The organism is Enterobacter sp. UCD-UG_FMILLET, assembly GCF_000762975.1.
Classification (GTDB): domain Bacteria; phylum Pseudomonadota; class Gammaproteobacteria; order Enterobacterales; family Enterobacteriaceae; genus Enterobacter; species Enterobacter dykesii.
In genome coordinates this window covers 1-18,186 of the sequence record NZ_JRJC01000011.1, presented here as the reverse complement: position 1 = coordinate 18,186, position 18,186 = coordinate 1, and the positions used below count along the sequence as shown (strand labels likewise).

Annotated in this window: 20 protein-coding genes, 2 pseudogenes and 1 riboswitch; of the genes and pseudogenes, 11 read left to right on the top strand and 11 right to left on the bottom strand. The window is 60.5% G+C overall.

What is annotated here, in order from left to right:
• Positions 1–7 precede the first annotated feature (7 nt).
• From LA04_RS05785 to rutG, 3 genes are read left to right on the top strand one after another with little or no spacing between them, the layout of a single operon-like run.
• The gene (locus LA04_RS05785; protein WP_047650824.1) at positions 8–598 is read left to right on the top strand and encodes a malonic semialdehyde reductase; all 591 of its coding nucleotides are present in this window, start codon (positions 8–10) and stop codon (positions 596–598) included.
• 9 nt (positions 599–607) lie between these two features.
• Positions 608–1,102: an NADH-dependent FMN reductase RutF gene (gene rutF / locus LA04_RS05780; protein WP_047650823.1), complete on the top strand. Its 495-nt coding sequence runs from the start codon at positions 608–610 to the stop codon at positions 1,100–1,102.
• A 21-nt stretch (positions 1,103–1,123) separates the two neighbouring features.
• Positions 1,124–2,446: a pyrimidine utilization transport protein G gene (gene rutG / locus LA04_RS05775; RefSeq protein ID WP_047061541.1), complete on the top strand. Its 1,323-nt coding sequence runs from the start codon at positions 1,124–1,126 to the stop codon at positions 2,444–2,446.
• On the opposite strand, the pseudogene LA04_RS05770 reads toward rutG, so the two are convergent.
• Together LA04_RS05770 and LA04_RS05765 are read right to left on the bottom strand one after the other, a co-directional pair.
• Positions 2,434–3,358: pseudogene (locus tag LA04_RS05770) on the bottom strand (DMT family transporter). The gene rutG and the pseudogene LA04_RS05770 sit on opposite strands and share 13 nt — an antisense overlap.
• 118 nt (positions 3,359–3,476) lie before the next feature.
• Positions 3,477–3,647 (bottom strand): general stress protein, encoded by a 171-nt coding sequence (locus tag LA04_RS05765; protein WP_023311077.1) that lies wholly within the window; start codon positions 3,645–3,647, stop codon positions 3,477–3,479.
• 392 nt (positions 3,648–4,039) lie between these two features.
• Between LA04_RS05765 and wrbA the strand changes: the two genes are divergently transcribed.
• Together wrbA and LA04_RS05755 are read left to right on the top strand one after the other, a co-directional pair.
• Positions 4,040–4,600 (top strand): NAD(P)H:quinone oxidoreductase, encoded by a 561-nt coding sequence (gene wrbA / locus LA04_RS05760; RefSeq protein ID WP_047650822.1) that lies wholly within the window; start codon positions 4,040–4,042, stop codon positions 4,598–4,600.
• A 20-nt stretch (positions 4,601–4,620) separates the two neighbouring features.
• Positions 4,621–4,848 carry a YccJ family protein gene (locus LA04_RS05755; RefSeq protein WP_008499832.1) on the top strand — a complete coding sequence of 76 codons (228 nt, stop codon included), beginning with the start codon at positions 4,621–4,623 and terminating at the stop codon, positions 4,846–4,848.
• A 34-nt stretch (positions 4,849–4,882) separates the two neighbouring features.
• Here LA04_RS05755 and agp read toward each other — a convergent pair whose 3' ends face one another.
• Positions 4,883–6,124, bottom strand: a complete 1,242-nt coding sequence (gene agp / locus LA04_RS05750; protein ID WP_039261681.1) for a bifunctional glucose-1-phosphatase/inositol phosphatase — start codon at positions 6,122–6,124, stop codon at positions 4,883–4,885.
• Between the two features lie 152 nt (positions 6,125–6,276).
• Here agp and LA04_RS05745 point away from each other — a divergent pair, with 152 nt between their 5' ends.
• A complete protein-coding gene (locus tag LA04_RS05745; RefSeq protein WP_047650821.1) occupies positions 6,277–6,720 on the top strand; it encodes a winged helix-turn-helix transcriptional regulator in 444 nt (147 codons plus the stop codon).
• Between the two features lie 125 nt (positions 6,721–6,845).
• A complete protein-coding gene (locus tag LA04_RS05740) occupies positions 6,846–7,637 on the top strand; it encodes an SDR family NAD(P)-dependent oxidoreductase (RefSeq protein WP_047650820.1) in 792 nt (263 codons plus the stop codon).
• Here LA04_RS05740 and LA04_RS05735 read toward each other — a convergent pair.
• Positions 7,630–8,145 (bottom strand): DedA family protein, encoded by a 516-nt coding sequence (locus tag LA04_RS05735; RefSeq protein WP_047650819.1) that lies wholly within the window; start codon positions 8,143–8,145, stop codon positions 7,630–7,632. The genes LA04_RS05740 and LA04_RS05735 overlap by 8 nt on opposite strands.
• Before the next feature lie 159 nt (positions 8,146–8,304).
• A riboswitch (M-box (ykoK) riboswitch) is annotated at positions 8,305–8,474 on the top strand.
• Positions 8,475–8,534: 60 nt separating this feature from the next.
• Between LA04_RS05735 and LA04_RS05730 the strand changes: the two genes are divergently transcribed.
• Positions 8,535–9,536 carry a magnesium transporter gene (locus tag LA04_RS05730; protein WP_047650818.1) on the top strand — a complete coding sequence of 334 codons (1,002 nt, stop codon included), beginning with the start codon at positions 8,535–8,537 and terminating at the stop codon, positions 9,534–9,536.
• On the opposite strand, the gene hpxK is transcribed toward LA04_RS05730, so the two are convergent.
• The 7 genes from hpxK to hpxU all read right to left on the bottom strand — a co-directional run bounded on the left by hpxK (position 9,502) and on the right by hpxU (position 15,873).
• Complete coding sequence (gene hpxK, locus LA04_RS05725; RefSeq protein ID WP_052119530.1) at positions 9,502–10,764, bottom strand: allantoate amidohydrolase; 1,263 nt, start codon at positions 10,762–10,764, stop codon at positions 9,502–9,504. The two genes, LA04_RS05730 and hpxK, sit on opposite strands and share 35 nt — an antisense overlap.
• Entirely contained in the window at positions 10,761–12,002 is a 1,242-nt protein-coding gene (locus LA04_RS05720) for a pyridoxal-phosphate-dependent aminotransferase family protein (RefSeq protein ID WP_047650817.1), read from the bottom strand. The genes hpxK and LA04_RS05720 overlap by 4 nt, the downstream gene beginning before the upstream one ends.
• A 13-nt stretch (positions 12,003–12,015) precedes the next feature.
• Entirely contained in the window at positions 12,016–12,753 is a 738-nt protein-coding gene (locus LA04_RS05715) for an amino acid ABC transporter ATP-binding protein (RefSeq protein WP_008499843.1), read from the bottom strand.
• Positions 12,734–13,390 carry an amino acid ABC transporter permease gene (locus LA04_RS05710; RefSeq protein WP_049008460.1) on the bottom strand — a complete coding sequence of 219 codons (657 nt, stop codon included), beginning with the start codon at positions 13,388–13,390 and terminating at the stop codon, positions 12,734–12,736. Before LA04_RS05710 ends, LA04_RS05715 begins: the two co-directional genes overlap by 20 nt.
• A complete protein-coding gene (locus LA04_RS05705; protein ID WP_047650816.1) occupies positions 13,390–14,055 on the bottom strand; it encodes an amino acid ABC transporter permease in 666 nt (221 codons plus the stop codon). Before LA04_RS05705 ends, LA04_RS05710 begins: the two co-directional genes overlap by 1 nt.
• A 4-nt stretch (positions 14,056–14,059) precedes the next feature.
• Positions 14,060–14,842 carry a transporter substrate-binding domain-containing protein gene (locus LA04_RS05700; protein ID WP_047650815.1) on the bottom strand — a complete coding sequence of 261 codons (783 nt, stop codon included), beginning with the start codon at positions 14,840–14,842 and terminating at the stop codon, positions 14,060–14,062.
• Positions 14,843–15,033: 191 nt separating this feature from the next.
• The gene (gene hpxU / locus LA04_RS05695) at positions 15,034–15,873 is read right to left on the bottom strand and encodes a MurR/RpiR family transcriptional regulator HpxU (protein ID WP_047650814.1); all 840 of its coding nucleotides are present in this window, start codon (positions 15,871–15,873) and stop codon (positions 15,034–15,036) included.
• Positions 15,874–16,016: 143 nt separating this feature from the next.
• Here hpxU and LA04_RS05690 point away from each other — a divergent pair, with 143 nt between their 5' ends.
• The 3 genes and pseudogenes from LA04_RS05690 to LA04_RS24325 form a co-directional block, all read left to right on the top strand.
• Positions 16,017–17,849 carry a gamma-glutamyltransferase family protein gene (locus tag LA04_RS05690; protein WP_072015508.1) on the top strand — a complete coding sequence of 611 codons (1,833 nt, stop codon included), beginning with the start codon at positions 16,017–16,019 and terminating at the stop codon, positions 17,847–17,849.
• Positions 17,850–17,859: 10 nt separating this feature from the next.
• Positions 17,860–18,048, top strand: coding sequence for an oxalurate catabolism protein HpxX (hpxX, locus tag LA04_RS05685; RefSeq protein ID WP_047650813.1), 189 nt, complete (start codon positions 17,860–17,862; stop codon positions 18,046–18,048).
• Positions 18,045–18,186, top strand: a pseudogene (locus LA04_RS24325) (AtzE family amidohydrolase); the annotation flags it as partial. The gene hpxX and the pseudogene LA04_RS24325, both read left to right, overlap by 4 nt.

Sequence of the window (18,186 nt, the reverse complement as noted above, 5' to 3'; positions counted from 1 at the left end):
AGCTTTAATGAGCGAAGCCATTACCCCCGCCGCGCTGGAAACGCTGTTCACCGGCGCCCGCACCCATAACGGCTGGCAGGATATGTCCGTCAGCGACGAAACGCTGCGCGAAATCTACGACCTGATGAAATGGGGCCCAACGTCCGCCAACTGCTCCCCGGCGCGGATTGTGTTTGTGCGAAGCGCGGAGGGAAAAGAGAAGCTGCGCCCGGCGCTCTCCAGCGGCAACCTTGAGAAAACGCTCACGGCTCCGGTCACGGCGATTGTGGCCTGGGACAGCGAGTTTTATGAGCGCCTGCCTGAACTGTTCCCGCATGGCGATGCCAGAAGCTGGTTTACCTCCAGCCCTGCGCTGGCGGAAGAGACCGCCTTTCGCAACAGCTCGCTGCAGGCTGCATACCTGATCTTCGCCTGTCGCGCGCTGGGGCTGGACACCGGTCCGATGTCGGGCTTTGACCGCCAAAAGGTCGACGAGGCCTTTTTCACCGGCACGACGCTTAAAAGCAATCTGCTGATCAACATTGGCTACGGCGACCCTCGCAAACTGTACGGGCGTCTGCCGCGCCTGACCTTCGAAGATGCCTGCGGGCTGGCGTAAGGAGCCATCATGACGACACCGGATAAACAAACCTTTCGCGACGCCATGGCCTGCGTTGGCGCGGCGGTCAATATCATCACCACCGACGGCCCGGCGGGGCTGGCAGGCTTCACCGCCAGCGCGGTGTGCAGCGTCACGGATTCACCGCCTACCCTGCTGGTGTGTCTGAACCGCGGCGCGTCCGTCTGGCCGACGTTCAGCGAAAACCGCACGCTGTGCGTGAATACCCTGAGCGCCGGACAGGAGCCTTTATCTAACCTGTTTGGCGGGAAAACGCCGATGGAGGAACGCTTTGCCGCCGCACGCTGGCAGACGGGCGACACGGGCTGCCCGCGCCTGGAAGATGCGCTGGCCTCGTTTGACTGCCGCATCAGCCAGGTGGTGAGCGTCGGCACCCACGACATTCTGTTTTGCGACATTGTTTCGATTATTCGCCACCCCGCGCCGCAAGGGCTGGTGTGGTTTGACCGCGCCTACCACGCGCTTATGCGACCCGCCTGTTAACCCGCCCTAAGGAGACAGACCATGTTCGGATTTCCCCACTGGCAGTTGAAATCGACCTCCACAGAAACAGGCGTGGTCGCGCCGGATGAACGTCTCCCGCTCGGGCAGACGATGGTGATGGGCGTCCAGCACGCGGTCGCGATGTTTGGCGCCACGGTGCTGATGCCGATGCTGATGGGACTCGATCCCAACCTGTCTATTCTGATGTCGGGAATCGGCACGCTGCTGTTCTTTTTCGTCACCGGCGGGCGCGTGCCCAGCTATCTCGGCTCCAGCGCCGCCTTTGTCGGGGTGGTCATCGCTACCACCGGGTTTAACGGCCAGGGGATCAACCCCAACCTGAGCGTGGCCCTTGGCGGCATCATCGCCTGCGGTCTGGTGTACACCCTGATTGGTCTGGTGGTGATGAAAATCGGCACGCGCTGGATCGAGCGAATGATGCCTCCCGTCGTGACGGGCGCCGTGGTGATGGCGATTGGCCTCAACCTCGCGCCAATTGCGGTCAGGAGCGTCTCCGCCTCGCCGTTTGAAAGCTGGATGGCGGTGATCACGGTGCTGTGCATCGGCCTGGTGGCGGTGTTCACGCGCGGCATGATCCAGCGTCTGCTGATCCTGGTTGGGCTGATTGTCGCCTGTCTGGTCTACGCCCTGCTGGCCAACGTTTTCGGTCTGGGCAAGCCGGTTGACTTTACGCTGCTCCATCAGGCCGCCTGGTTCGGCCTGCCGAAGGTGACCTCGCCCACCTTTAACACCCAGGCGATGATGCTTATCGCACCGGTGGCGGTGATTCTGGTGGCAGAGAACCTGGGCCACCTGAAGGCCGTGGCGGGAATGACCGGGCGCAGTATGGACCCGTACATGGGCCGGGCGTTCGTCGGCGACGGTCTGGCGACCATGCTCTCCGGTTCCGTGGGCGGCAGCGGCGTCACCACCTATGCTGAGAACATCGGCGTAATGGCGGTGACCAAAGTCTACTCAACGCTGGTCTTTGTTGCGGCGGCGGTGATGGCGATGCTGCTCGGCTTTTCGCCGAAGTTCGGCGCGCTGATCCACACCATTCCGTCCCCGGTCATCGGCGGGGCATCGATTGTGGTGTTTGGGCTGATCGCCGTAGCCGGCGCGCGCATCTGGGTGCAGCATCGGGTCGATCTCAGCCAGAATGGCAACCTGATTATGGTTGCCGTTACGCTGGTGCTGGGCGCAGGCGATTTTGCCCTGACGCTGGGCGGGTTTACGATTGGCGGGATTGGCACGGCGACCTTCGGCGCGATCCTGCTTAACGCCCTGCTGAGCCGCCGGATGGCCGCCGCGCCGCAGGGCGCCGTAGTGCATCAGGATTCGTGATTTAACGTCGCGCTGTCATTTTCTGGCAGCGCGTTTTTCTTCCGTTTGAGCTTTAACTCGCTCACCAGCACCCCGGCGACAATAAATGCCGCGCCCACCAGCGCCAGAAGCGGCAAACGCTCACCTGCAATGCGTCCGAAAATTCCCGCCCAGACCGGTTCGCCGGTATAAATCACCGTCGCGCGGGTTGGCGATACGCTGCGCTGCGCCCAGTTCATGGTGACCTGAATAATGGCGCTGAAAATCCCCAGCCCCAGTGCGACCACCACCAGGCCGGTGGACATCGGCGGTACGGATTCCCCTGCCGGCACCATAGTCGCAAACGCCACCAGCGACGCCGTGGCAAGCTGCACCACCGTCACCCGTTTGACGTCGACCTTGCCTGCCCAGGCGCTAATCAGAATAATTTCCGCCGCAATGGCAATCGCCCCAATCAGGGTGATGATTTCGCCCTGCCCCAGCGCCAGCAGGTTGTTTTCCGGCCCGGCCAGTAATATCAGGCCGATAAACGCCAGCACGATGCCAATACAGGACATCAGCCCCGGCAGCCGCCCCAGGCACAACCACTGCAGTAGCGGCACCAGGGGCACATACATGGCGGTGATAAACGCGGATTTGCTGCTGGAGATGGTCTGCAATCCCCACGTCTGCAGGCCTGTAGCCCATCGCTATCGCCACCCCAATCGCCACGCCGGCCTTAAGCTCTTTCAGCGTCAGCCCCCTCAGCGTTTTAAGCGAAATCAGCCCCACGGCAAGCGCCGCCGTCGCAAAGCGCAGGCCAACAAAAAAGAACGGATCGCTGAGGGTCACCGCGTACTGAACGGCCAGAAACGTCCCACCCCAGAACATGGTGATGAGAATGAGGATGGCTTCCTGCGGTTTAACGGAAAATTTGAAGCGTGAGACAGACATGCGGCACCAGAAAGAGAAAACAATTCTGTAGTGTGCGTTGCCTTTGGTTACAGTTCAATGTTGCAGAAATAAAAAAAACCGCCGGGAGATCCCGGCGGCAGGGGTTCAACCCGGCGTGTTACTTACTGCTGCCGTGGCTGTTTTTACCCCCTTTCTTGCCAGCTTCAGATGCGCGTTGCGGGTCATTCTTGAAGTTGCCCCCGCTATGCTGGCCACCTTTACGGCCTGCTTCTGATGCTCTTTCACGGTCTTCTGCGAAATTACCTGAACCACCACGATGGTTTGCCATCTCTAACCTCCAGAATGTGAAACATTAGACATCATATTGCATTCAGTAAAAGAGGAATCTTTCACCTCGCAACACAAGGACAGTGCCTTTATCTGTGCCGCGTGAAACTAAGCTTAGTGGAATGCCGCTATCCGGCAAGCCGCAGGTAATATTCTGCAACATGAACTCAGCCTTTCGGGTGAGATGACGCGACGGCGATTCATAAGCCCTTTCTTATCATTTCAAAAAACTGCTGCCAAAAAGTTGTTTCATTTTGCTACAAAGCCTTTTTGTAACCATATTGTTATAAATCAAAGAAATGCCGTTCATTTTTGCAGTCTGGCCGTGATGGCATATCTTTAAATGAGCGCAGCGATCCGCTGTCAGATAATACAAACGAGGAGTGATGCAAAATGGCAAAAGTTCTGGTGCTCTATTATTCCATGTATGGACACATTGAAACCATGGCTCACGCGGTCGCAGAAGGTGCGAACAGAGTTGATGGCGTTGAGGTTGTGGTGAAACGCGTACCGGAAACCATGCAGGCGGAAGCCTTCCTGAAAGCCGGGGGGAAAACGCAAAACGCCCCGGTCGCCACCCCGCAGGAGCTGGCGGATTATGACGCCATTATCTTCGGCACCCCGACCCGCTTCGGCAATATGTCAGGCCAGATGCGCACCTTCCTCGATCAAACCGGCGGACTTTGGGCATCCGGGGCGCTCTACGGCAAACTCGCCAGCGTATTCAGCTCTACCGGCACCGGCGGCGGTCAGGAGCAGACGATTACCTCAACCTGGACTACCTACGGCGCCCAGGAGCTGTTTGACATTTCCCAGGTGCGCGGCGGTACGCCGTACGGCGCAACCACCATTGCCGGTGGGGATGGCTCACGCCAGCCAAGCAATGAAGAACTGTCTATCGCCCGCTATCAGGGTGAATACGTCGCGGGTCTGGCCAAAAAACTGAACGGCTAACACCCAACAGGAGGACAAGCATGCCAACTCAAGAATCCAAAGCTCACCACGTGGGCGAATGGGCAAGTTTACGCAACACCTCTCCGGAGATTGCCGAAGCTATCTTTGAAGTCGCGAAGTACGATGAAAAGCTGGCCGAGCAGATTTGGGAGGAAGGTAACGATGAGGTGCTGGTGCGCGCCTTCGAAAAAACGGATAAAGACTCGCTCTTCTGGGGCGAGCAAACCATCGAACGTAAAAACGTCTAAGCGTTTTCCCCCCGCCGCAGCGGGGGGTTCTTCTTTACTTCGCCGCGTTATTCATCACCGCATTGAATTTATCGACAGGACAGAAGCCGTTTGCATCCACCGGGCAGCCTTTCAGCTCCAGCGTCACGCGCTGTGCGGGCGACTGCAGCGACAGCACGCTGGCGTTACGCAGCTGCTCTGAACTCTGGTAGACATACTCAATTTTCATCAGCTCCTGATTGGCGTTTTTGTCATGCCAGCGCTGGAAGACAATCTTGCCGCCAATCGGGGTGCGCTCCTGCTGGTCGTGCAGCTGATAGGGTTTGAAATCCAGGGCCGTCAGCAGGGAAGCAATGTTCGAGTCATGCCCCACCAGCAGGGTGATCTTAGGCGCTTTCGCCTGCTCGGTGACCAGGGTTTTATCAATGTACTTCACCAGAGGTTTCGCCACGTTTTGCGCCACTTCGGTGGAGGTAAACAGCGAATCCTGATAGCCGTTCTTCAGCTTAGACAGCACGCGCCACTGCTGGTCGGTTTTGATTTCGCCCCAGGCCACCTGGTCGGCCGGGAAGCCTTCGTAATACTGCAGCGTGAACGCATCCACCAGCGAGTTGCCCACCTTCAGCGGCCCGGATACGCCAGGCTCTTTTTCATAGTCGGCGCTGAAGGTATCTTTCGCGTCCGCCAGCGAGCAGACCTTTTTCTCTTTGCAGGACGGAGAATCGGCGTAGTTCGTCATCTGCTCCAGCAGCTTATAGCTTTCGGTAAGCTGCATTTTCTGCCGCTCGGTCTCCATCGCCTTGAGCGCTTTTTCACGGAATTCCGGCGAGTTATCGGTAATCACCGGATTAAAGGTGGGATCCATGGTGCCCATTTTTTCCTGATGATGCACGGGAACGTCGCAGCCCGGGAACGCGCCGGTGATGAAGAACTGCGCGGTGGCGACGGTACGCTGCAGGCTGTTGGCGTAAGCATAAACGCTATCCGCCGCCGGGCATTCTCCCGTCTTCACCATCCCCTGCTGCGCCAGCCACTCGCGCATGTAATGGCCCATATAGACTTCCAGCACGCCGCCCTTGGTGGTGAGCTGACCGCCCGGCACCTCCCACTCCGGCCACTGCTTCGGCGTGGACTGCTCCAGCACGCTGCCGTTATTGGCGAGCGGCGCGCGCAGGTTGTGACGACTCATGATTAAAACTTGCTCCAGCTGATACCCTTCCGGCGTCTCTTGCGCCTGCACGCCAAACGTTGCTGAAATGGAACCGGCGACTGCCAGCGCGAGTAGTGCTTTTCTCATCCCTAATTCCTCAATCGTTTTAAAATGTCGCCTTCAGTGTGACAGATTGGTGACAATTTTCCGGGAAGCATTTCTCAAACTGATGATTAACGTGCTTACTGTATGCACCAATAAGTTTTATAATAAAACCACACCCCACCGGAGAATTGACCGTGAAACGTACCCGCCTCGAAGAAAGCACCTGCCCCGTCGCCCGTTCGCTGGATATCATCGGCGACTGGTGGTCGCTGCTGATCGTGCGCGACGCGCTGCGCGGGATTAAACGCTTCGGCGAGTTCCAGAAAAGCCTCGGCATCGCGAAAAACATGCTGACCACGCGGCTGAAACTGCTGGTCGACGAAGGCATCCTCCGGCTTCAGCCCGCGTCCGACGGCAGCGCCTGGCAGGAGTATGTCCTGACCGAGAAAGGGCGCGCCCTGCAAACCGTGCTGGTTGCCCTCTCCCAGTGGGGCAATGAATTTTTGTTTGCTGAAAACGAATGCGGCACCGTGCTGGTCGATGCCGAACAGCGCAAACCCCTGCGCAAACTGGCGCTTATCGCCGACGATGGGCGCGAACTGACGCCTGAAGAGATCGTGGCTAAACTCCCCTCCTGATAGTTCCCGGCGGCAAAAGCACAAAATGCTCGCAAATATGGTTGCATTATAAAACCAAATAGCAGAGAGTTAATTCAGTTTCATCTTGAAACCAAATAACCCACTTTGCCTTGAGGTAACACACGATGACTACGCAAATTACCACCGCCCTGATTACGGGTGCCTCTTCGGGGATTGGTGCCGTTTATGCCGACCGTCTTGCCGCGCGCGGCGCTAACCTGGTGCTGGTCGCCCGTCGCGAGGATCGCCTGAAAACCCTTGCCGCCGACCTTCGCGCGCGCTACGGCGTGGCCGTCGATATTCTGGTGGCCGATCTTACCGATGAAGCCGGGATCCGCGCCGTGGAAGAGGAGCTGCGCAGCAATACCGCCATTGATACGCTCGTTAACAACGCGGGCACCGCGCAGATGGCGCCGTTCCTCGCGGGCGATGTGGCGCAGCATCAGGCCATTAACACCCTGAACACCACGGCGCTGATGCGTCTGACCTACGCCATCCTGCCGCGCCTGGCGCAGAACAATCGCGGCACGCTGATCAATATCGCGTCCGTGCTGGCCCTGCACGTCCGGGCGGGCAGCGCGCTCTACAGCGCCACCAAGGCGTGGGTGTTGAGCTTTACCCGTGGGTTACAGGAAGAATTTGCCGACAGCAACGTGCGCATTCAGGCCGTGCTGCCCGCCGCCACGGCGACAGAAATCTGGAGCCATTCGGGCGTCACGGTGAACGATCTGCCGGAAGGATCGGTGATGACCACCGACGATATGGTGGATGCATCGCTGGCGGGTCTGGATCAGGGTGAACCGATCACCATCCCGCCGATGCATGACATCGGCCTGTGGGATCGCTACGAAGCGGCGCGTCTTGAGCTGTTCAACAGCGCGCGCACCGGCATACCGGCACCGCGCTACGCTAAATGATAAGATTAAATGCGCTGATGCCGGTGACTACACCGACATACAGCGCCGCCCAGACGCAGGCGGAAAGCAGGCTGACGGCGTAGACCTTGACTGCATTCAGCCTGAGCATCCCCGCCGCCAGCGGCACGATGTAGCGTAGCACCGCCAGGAAACGCGCGGTAAACAGCACCAGCACCCCGTTTTTCTGGAGCTGATGCTGCACCCGCAACATTTTACCGGCGTGTTTAGCCGTGAAGCGGGTCATCCATCGCGCGTGCCCCATCAGCTGGCCGATATGGTAGTTCAGCACCGAACCCGCAGCAGCGCCCAACACCACGGCCAGCCAGGCCAGCGCAGGATGCATGCTCGTCTGGCTGACGGTAATGCCCGCCAGCAGCATCACCGAGGCGGGCGGCAGCACGGAGGAGATAAGCACCGTCGATTTACTCAGCGCCATCACAAATAACAGCGCGAAAAGATGTGCCGGATACAGCGCAAAATGATTCAGCAGATTATCAAACCACGCCATTATCCTCTCCTCCGTTAATTATTTAATCCTCCATTAGAAATGAATTAACTTAAATAAACCCTCAACATTTTATTAATAAAAATCTTCTAAACCGTTCTTAAACATTATTTAATTTCCTGCGCGGTAAATTTAAATAAGCGTATTATTCCTCTGATTTTACAACGATCTCGTTATGGCGAGGCTCCTGTACAAATACACGTTATCGCTCTGGTGGGTTCGAGAGAACCGACACAGGGTAAAACAGGCACTGTCGAATCAAGGCTTTGTCAGTATAACTTCCCTCGCGGGATACGGTGTACAGTGCTGAACCCAGGACGTGGGGATCTCCTCTTCGACATGCCCTGTCTTGCTCGCCCCTGAGAGATGTTATTATTCAAAGGGAATTCACTATGTCTTACGCTATTCACAACCAAAACCCGGCATTCAATGACAGCGCCATCGCGCAATATATGAATACCGACTTTATTGTCCTCGATATTGCATTATGCGTGGCGCTGGCGCGCGAGCAGTTCTTCGAAAAATTAAAAGACGACGATATTCCGTCGCATATTTTTATTGAAGACAATGGCCGCCTGGCGGGCATGATTGCCGTGCGCAAATTGCTGCAGACCGCCGACACGGTCCAGCCGGTGAAATCGCTGATGATTTCGCAGTTTTTGCAGGTCAAACCGGAGGATGAACGTGCCGACGTTGCCGGACTGCTGGCGCACGGCGGCGCGGATGTGGTGCCCGTGGTCACCCACGGCAAGCTCGTCGGCTGCCTGACCGAGCGCGAAATCGCCCATCTGCTGGAAGATGACGTCACCGAAGACGCCCAGCTTCAGGGGGCGACGCTGCCGCTGGAGAAGCCCTATCTGGACACCAGCCCGTATAGCCTGTGGAAGAAACGCTCCGTCTGGCTGCTGCTGCTGTTTGTTGCGGAGGCCTACACCAGCTCGGTGATCCAGCATTTCGAAGAGGCGCTGGAGTCCGCCATCGCGCTGGCGTTCTTTATTCCGCTGCTGATCGGCACGGGCGGCAACAGCGGGACGCAGATCACCTCCACGCTGGTGCGCGCCATGGCGCTGGGGGAAGTCCGTCTGCGCGACGTTGGCCGCGTGCTGCGCAAAGAGATGACCACCTCGCTGATGATTGCCGCCACGCTGGGTCTTGCTGGGTGCATTCGCGCCTGGATGATGGGGATTGGGCTGGAAATCACGCTTATCGTCAGCCTGACGCTGGTGTGCATTACGCTCTGGAGTGCGATCGTGTCGTCCGTCATTCCGATGGTGCTCAAGCGCTGCGGCATTGACCCGGCGGTCGTCTCCGCGCCGTTTATCGCGACGCTTATCGACGGCACCGGGCTGATTATCTACTTCAAGATCGCGCAATATACGCTGGGGCTGGAGTAACGCTCTCCGCCAGCTGAATCACCGCACGCGAAAACGCCTCAATCGCCAGGGCGACATCCTCAGCCATCACCGATTCCGCCGGATGGTGGCTGACGCCTCCTTTGCAGCGCACAAACAGCATGCCGACCGGCCAGCGTTCCGCGATCGCAATCGCGTCGTGGCCCGCACCGCTGGGCAGCGAAAGCGAACGCCCCTGTACCGATGTGACCGCCTCCCCCAGCACGTTTTGCAGGTGGAAATCGCACGGCGTGGCGGCAATGCGGTAAAACTCCTCGGCGCTGAAGTCCAGAGCGCGGCGCGAGGCGATCGCCTGCGCATGTTCCAGCAGGTCGTTAAGCAACCGATCCAGCGGCGCATCCTGCGGCCCGCGAATATCCAGCGAGAGCTGAACCTCGCCGGGGATCACGTTCACCGCCCCCGGTAGGCAGCGCAGCTCGCCAACCGTCGCCACCAGGTTACCGCCCTGCTGTCGGGTCGCGTTTTCAACGATGACCATCCACTCGGCGGCGGCGGCCAGCGCGTCCCTGCGGTGGTGCATCGGCACGGTTCCCGCGTGCCCGGCCTCGCCGGTAAAGCGGCAGTTCAGGCGGCGCGCGCCGTTAATGGCTTCCACCACGCCAAGGGCGAGCGCCTCCTGCTCAAGGCATGGCCCCTGCTCAATATGCAGTTCCAGATAGGCGCTGAAATCCTCCTGACGGCGCGCGGCATGGAGCACGCGGGCAGGATCGAGCCCCACCAGGGTCATCGCCTGCGCCACGCTGGTTCCGCTGGCGTCGGCTTTCTCCAGCCAGCCCTGCGGCCAGGTGCCGGTGATACCCCGGCTGCCTAACAGCGTAATGCCGAAGCGGGTCCCCTCTTCGTCACAAAAGCCGACAATCTCGATGGCCTGCGCCAGATGCACACCCTGCTGGTGCAGGCTGTCCACCACCTCAATGGCGGTGAGCACCCCAAGCATGCCGTCGTAGCGCCCGGCATTGCGCACGGTATCGAGATGCGAGCCGAGCAGCACCGCCTGCGCCCCTTCCTGCGCGCCCTCATAGCGTCCACAGATGTTGCCCACGCTGTCCTGCCAGACGGTCATTCCCGCCTGGCTCATCCACTGCCCCACCAGCTGGTTGGCCTGCAGATGCTGGGTGGAAAGATAAACCCTCGTCAGCGCATCCGGGGTTTCGCTGATGGTGGCCAGCGCGTCGGCACGGGCCATCACCCGTTCTGCCGCCGGGCTCATTGCGGCGTCTCGCGGCGATAATGGTCCCACGCGGCCTGCATGGCGGCCCCCTGCGTGGTGGTGAATTTGAGGTAGTTCAGCACCGACTCCAGCGCGCTCAGGGTGGTCATCACGCAGTCCTTGCGCGCGTTGTAGCCCATCGTGCCGATACGCCACACTTTGCCGTGCAGCGGGCCAAACGACGTGCCGATTTCAATCCCGAAATCCTCCAGCATCAGCTTACGCACCTGGTCGCCGTTGACGCCCTGCGGGATCGCCACGCCCAGCACGTTGTTCATCTTGTGCTTCAGGTCGCCAAAGGTCTCCAGCCCCATCGCCTGAATGCCCTTCAGCAGCGCCTCGCCGTGCAGCTTATGACGCGCGATGCCGTTATCCAGCCCTTCCTGCAGGATCAGCCGCGCGCACTCGCGGGCGCCAAACAGCGCGGTCGTGGCTTCGGTATGGTGGTTCAGGCGTTCCGGCCCCCAGTAGTCCATCACCATGCCGAGATCGAAGTAGTTGGAGTAGATCATCTCCTCGTCGCCGTCGCGGTGGGCGTCGGTGCGAATGCCCTCCTCCACGCACTTGCGGCGGCGGATCGCCTCCTCCATGCGCGCGCTCAGGGTGATCGGCGAGGTGCCCGACGGGCCGCCGAGGCACTTCTGCATCCCGGCCGAGACGGCATCCAGCCCCCAGGCGTCGGTCTCCAGCGCGTTGCCGCCGAGCGACGCGGTGGCGTCGGTGTAAAACAGCACGTCGTAGCGACGGCAGATAGCACCCAGCTCCGCGAGCGGCTGCAGCATGGTGGTGGAGGTGTCGCCCTGTACGGTCAGCAGCAGGCGCGGACGAATACGTTTAATCGCATCCTCGACCTGGTCCGGGGTAAACACCTCGCCCCAAGGTACCTCGATGGTATGCACCTCGGCGCGGCAGCGGCGGGCAATTTCGCACAGCAGATGACCAAAGCGGCCAAACACCGGTACCAGCACCTTATCTCCCGGGCGGATGGCGGAGACCAGTATCGCTTCAATCCCCGCGCGGGAGGTGCCGTCCACCAGCATCGTCCAGCGGTTTTCGGTGCGGAACACCCCGCGATAGAGCGCCATCACCTCGTTCATGTAGTGGGTCATGGCCGGATCGTACTGGCCGATCAGCTGGCTCGACATGGCGCGCAGCACGCGCGGGTCGGCGTTGATCGGGCCCGGCCCCATCAGCAGGCGCTGGGGCGGGTTGATTTGCGGAAAGCGTGCGATATCCATTGTTAAGTCCTTATCAGTTGAGGCCGCGCACGGAGGAGATGAACTGCTTTAGTTCCGTGGTCTGCGGGTTGGCGAACAGCGTTTTGCTGTCGCCCTGCTCCCAGACTTTCCCCTGGTGCATAAACACCACGCGGTCGCCCACTTCGCGGGCAAAATTCATTTCATGTGTCACGAGAATCAGGGTCATCCCCTCGGCCGCCAGTTGCTCCAGCACCTTGAGCACTTCGCCCACCAGCTCCGGGTCCAGCGCGGAAGTGATCTCGTCACAGAGTAAAACCTTAGGCGACATCGCCAGCGCGCGGGCGATCGCCACGCGCTGCTGCTGGCCGCCGGAGAGGCTCGACGGGTAGTAATCCAGACGATCGCCGAGACCCACTTTCTCCAGCATACGCTGCGCCAGCTCGCGGCATTCGGCGGCGCTTTTCTTCAGCACCCGACGCGGGGCGAGCATCACGTTCTCCAGCGCCGTCATGTGCGGGAACAGGTTGAAGCTCTGGAACACCATCCCCACCGAGCGGCTGATTTCACGCGCCTGGGAATCCCGGTCGGTAATGGTCATGCCGCCCAGCTTGATGCTGCCGTCCTGATAGCCTTCCAGGCCGTTAATGCAGCGCAGCAGCGTGCTTTTGCCCGATCCGCTGCGCCCGATAATGGAGATTACCTGGCCCATGTCGATATCCAGATCGACGCCCTTGAGCACGTGGTTATCGCCGTAGTACTTCTGCACCTGATTAATGGTGATGAGAGGCATTGAATTTCGTCTCCAGATAGCGGCTGTAGCGCGACAGCGGATAACACAGAATAAAGTAGCCGAGCGCCACCAGCGCAAAGACCTTAAACGGCTGATACGTCACGTTGGTCAGCATGGTCCCGGCCTTGGTCAGCTCGATAAAGCCGATAATCGACGCCAGCGCGGTGCCTTTAATCACCTGCACGGCAAAGCCGACCGTCGGCGCAATGCCAATGCGCAGCGCCTGCGGGGCGACAACGCGAAACAGGGTCTGGCCGAAGGTCAGCCCCAGACAGCGCGACGCTTCCCACTGCCCTTTCGGCAGGGCGCGAATGCTGCCAAACCAGATATCGAGCAGAAACGCGCTGGTGTAAAACGTCAGGGCCAGCGAGGCGGCGGTCCACGGCGAAACGTCGATGCCGAACAGCGCCACGCCGAAAAAGGCGAGGAACAGCTGCATCAGCAGCGGCGTGCCCTGAAACAGCTCAATGTAGCCGCGGATGATGCGCTTCACCGTGCGCCCGCCCGTCAGGCGCAGCAGCAGGAGCGGCAGCGTCACCACCGCCCCGCCGACAAACGCCACCAGCGACAGCAGCACCGTCCAGCGTCCGGCCAGCAGCAGGTTGCGAATAATGTCCCAGTCGGTAAAGGTGGTCATCATGCCTGCACCCCCAGCCATTTGCGTCCCGCCGCCATCATCAGCTGGCGCAGGGTTATCGACAGCGCTAAGTAAATGCCGGTTGTCACCAGATACACCTCAAAGCTCAAAAACGTTCTGGACTGGATCAGGTTGGCGGCGAAGGTCAGCTCTTCATAGGAGACCTGCGACACCACCGACGAACCGAGCATCACGATGATGCACTGGCTCACCAGCGCCGGGTAAATGCGCTGCAGCGCGGGCGGCAGCACCACGCGGATAAAGGTCTGCAGGCGGGTCAGCCCCAGCACGCGTCCGGCCTCCCACTGCCCTTTCGGCGTGACCTGAATGCCCGCGCGGATAATCTCGGTGCTGTATGCGCCCAGGTTTACCACCATGGCCAGCAGCGCCGCTTCCCCCGCCGTCATCTTCAGCCCAAGATTCGGCAGGCCGAAGACGATGAAAAACAGCTGCACCACAAACGGCGTGTTGCGGATAATTTCCACGTAGCCGCCCCAGATCCGACTGAACCAGGTGGTGCGTCCGCTGCGGATCGCCGCCCCGAAGATCCCTATCGCCAGCCCGCCGACGGTGGCCATCACCGTCAGCTGAACGGTGATCCACAGCCCCGCCAGCAGCTCCGGCCAGTACGGCCAGAGCGCGGAGAAATCAAGTTGCTCAGTCATCGGCTCAGGCGCCAAGGTTGGCCGGCAGCGGGGCCTTCAGCCACTGTTCAGACAGGCCGTTCAGCGTGCCGTCCTTGATGCCCTGCTCAATCAGCGCATCCACTTTTGCCTTCAGGGCCGGTTCGTTTTTCTTCAGGCCAATAAAGCACGGCGAATCTTTCAGCATAAAGCTCGGCACCGGGGCTTTATCCGCGTTCTGGCGCGAAATGGCCGCCACCACGAGGTTGCCGGTTGCCACGTACTGCACCTGTCCGGAGAGATAGGCGGAGAGCGTGGTGTTGTTATCTTCGTAGCGCTTCACGTCCGCGTCTTTCGGCGCCAGGCTGGTCAGCACCATGTCCTCCACCGCCCCTCGCGTCACGCCGATGGTTTTTCCGCTCAGCGCGGCGGCGTCCTTCAGCTCAGCGCCTTTCGGGCCAAACACGCCGAGGAAGAACGGCGCGTAGGCGCGGCTAAAATCGATCACCTTCTCGCGCTCCGGGTTTTTACCGAGGCTGGAAATGACCAGATCCACCTTATCGGTTTGCAGGTACGGCACGCGGTTGGCGCTGGTCACCGGCACCAGCTGCAGCTTGAGCTTCATCTGCTTGGCCAGATAGCGCGCCATGTCGATGTCATAGCCCTGCGGCTGCAGATCGGTCCCCACCGAGCCAAACGGCGGGAAATCCTGCGGAACGGCAATGCGAATGGTGCCGCGCTTCTCGATATCCTGAAGCTGGTCAGCCTTTGCCGGCAGCTGTGTGAAGAGACATGCGGCCCCGGCCAGTGCAATCAACAATTTTTTCATGGTGCTTCCCCGTAACGTTAACATGAAACAAAAGATTCTTTGAATGTGATTTTGCAACTAATGTGCCAGATAAGGCGAAGCGGGAGATTTTCTTGTGAAGCCTGATAAAACGGGGGCGGGTCGAAAAAAAGAGCGTTTTCCCGACCCACCACATGCACCATTTCAATGCAAAGCACCAGCCTGATGCCCCATTATCGTTGTTCGAGTTCGTCCAGCTGCTGGTAGAGGGAGGCAATCTCGTGAATGCGCGGACGGCCTTTATCGAGAATCTCATGCAGGAAAGCGTTCGCCAGCAGGTTGATCAGACTGTTGACCGAGGAGTAGCTGTCATAGGCCGAGACGCTGTCCAGCGGGGCGCAGAGCTGCCAGCTTGCCAGCGGGAACAGGCTGTGCGCCTGCGGCTCGCACATCAGCAGTACCGGAATACCGCTGCTCTGAAGCTGCTCCATCAGCGGGCGGATGATGCGCGGACGGCGGCGAAAGGCCATCATGACCACCAGATCGTCCGGCGTTAAATCCACCAGCTCTTCGCTCAGGCTCTGCCCCGGCTGCGGCAGGACCAGCACCTGACCGCGCGCCTGCAGCAGCTGCTGGCGCAGGTGCAGCGCCGCCGGATAGGCGTTACGCATGCCGATAATCACGATCCGCCGCGCCTTCACCATGCAGGCCATGGCGTCGGCAAATTGCTGCGCGTCGAGGGCATTGACCCACTGGGTCAGGTTCGCCATCTCCTGCTTGTAGTGGCGCGCCAGCAGCGTGTTGCCCTGCACCGCGTCGCGGTTATCGGTGAGCGGCATCCCGCTCTGGCGCAGGGTGCGCAGCTCGTCGCGCATGTCCTTATATTTCTCATAGCCCAGCCGCTTAAACAGGCGGCTGACCGTGGCTTTCGACACTCCGCTCAGCTGCGCCAGCTCGGCGCTGTTGTAGCTAATGAGATCGTCAAAATGATCGAAAATAAAGTCCGCCACCCGCTGCTCCTGCGGCGACAGCGACGGATACTGTGCTTTCAGACGTTCATCCAGTTGTTCCATAGCGCCTCTGTAACTTTTGTTTCATCACATTGTACCTTTTATTCTAGGTATTCATTATACGTGCCAGTTTACTGAAACTTTTCTTTCAGAACTGGAACAGCTTTTGCAGCACCTTGTGACTTTCAGGGTTACGAGGACTCTTCATGCAAAGTAATGTCTCCACGCACGGCATGGCCGTTGCGCCCCACCATCTTGCCAGCCAGAGCGCGCTGGCGGTGCTGCGCGAAGGCGGCAGCGCGATAGAAGCGATGGTCGCGGCCGCGGCCACCATTGCCGTGGTTTATCCGCACATGAACGGGCTGGGCGGCGATGGCTTCTGGCTTATCGTGCCGCCGGAAGGCGAACCTGTCGCCATTGATGCCAGCGGCGCGGCGGGATCGCGCGCGACGCTCGCCGCCTACGACGGTCTGGCGCATATCCCTCATCGCGGGCCCCGCGCGGCGCTGACCGTCGCCGGCACGGTGAGCGGCTGGGACGAGGCGCTGAAGGTCTCGCGCGAGTTGACCGGCAAGGCGCTGCCGCTGGCCCGCCTGCTGGCCGACGCCATTGACTATGCGCAAAACGGCACGCCGGTCACGGCCTCACAGGCCAATGCTACGGCCAGCAAATTCGACGAGCTGAAGGACGTGCCCGGCTTCGCGGAAACCTGGCTGGTCGACGGTAAGCCGCCGCAGGTCGGGAGCCGTTTTTACCAGCCCGCCATGGCCACGACGTTGACGCGCCTGGTGGAAGACGGTCTGGACAGCTTTTACCGCGGCCCGCTGGCGGACGTGCTGGCGCACGGTATGGAGACGCTGGGCCTGCCCGTGACGCTGGCCGATCTTAACGCGCACGCTGCCCGGCGCACCGCGCCGCTGAGGCTGCAGCATCAGCAGGGGGAGATTTTTAACCACGCCCCGCCGACGCAGGGGCTGGTCTCGCTGGCGATACTCGGCATCACCGACCGCCTGAATATGGCGGAGGCCGACGACGCCGACACCATTCACCGCATCGTTGAAGCCACCAAGCTGGCCTTTGGCCTGCGCGATGCCCACATCACCGACCCGCGCGAGCTGAAAACCGATATTCAGGGTCTGCTGGATCCCGCCGCCCTGCAGGCGCTTGCCGACAGGGTTGACGACGGCCGCGCCGCGCCGTGGGGCACCGGAAAAGGCCCCGGCGATACGGTGTGGATGGGGGTGATGGACAGCAGCGGGCTTGCCGTGTCGTTTATCCAGAGTATCTATCACGAGTTCGGCAGCGGCGTGGTGCTGCCCGATACCGGCATCGTCTGGCAGAACCGCGGCGCATCCTTCAGCCTCGATCCCACCCATCTTCTGGCCCTCGCGCCGGGCAAACAGCCTTTCCACACCCTGAACCCGGCGGCGGCGCGTCTGAAGGACGGTCGCGTGATGGTGTACGGATCGATGGGCGGCGACGGACAGCCGCAAACCCAGGCCGCGCTCTTTACCCGCTACGTTGTCCAGGGCGTCCCCCTGCAGGAGAGCATCACCCGCCCGCGCTGGCTGCTGGGGCGCACCTGGGGACAAACCTCGGACACGTTAAAGCTGGAAGGACGCTTTACCGCTGAGACGGTCTCACGGCTTCAGGCGCTCGGACACGAGGTGGAAATCTTCCCTGACTTCAGCGAAGCGATGGGCCACGCGGGCGCGATTGTCCGCCACCCCAACGGGCTGTTCGAAGGGGCATTTGACCCGCGCAGCAACGGCGCGGCNGGCGTCCCCCTGCAGGAGAGCATCACCCGCCCGCGCTGGCTGCTGGGGCGCACCTGGGGACAAACCTCGGACACGTTAAAGCTGGAAGGACGCTTTACCGCTGAGACGGTCTCACGGCTTCAGGCGCTCGGACACGAGGTGGAAATCTTCCCTGACTTCAGCGAAGCGATGGGCCACGCGGGCGCGATTGTCCGCCACCCCAACGGGCTGTTCGAAGGGGCATTTGACCCGCGCAGCAACGGCGCGGCCGCCGGATTCTGAGGAGAAAACAATGACGACACAACAACCCGACTGGCAGGCGTATCTGGCGCAAATGGAGTCCGTGCTCGACGTGACGCTGGACGATGCCCGCCGCGCCGAGCTACAGGTGCAGTTCAGCCGCATTGCAAGCATGGCCGCCCCTCTGATGGAGCTGCCGCTCGACGACCGTCTGGAGATCGCAGGAGTGTACAAAGCATGAGGCTACACGAGATGAGTATCAGCGCGATCCAGCATGCGCTGGGCGCGGGCGAGCTGAGTGCCCAGGAGATAGCCCGCCAGACGCTGGAGGCAATTGCGCGCGTTAACCCGCAGATCAATGCCTGGACCGCCGTGACGG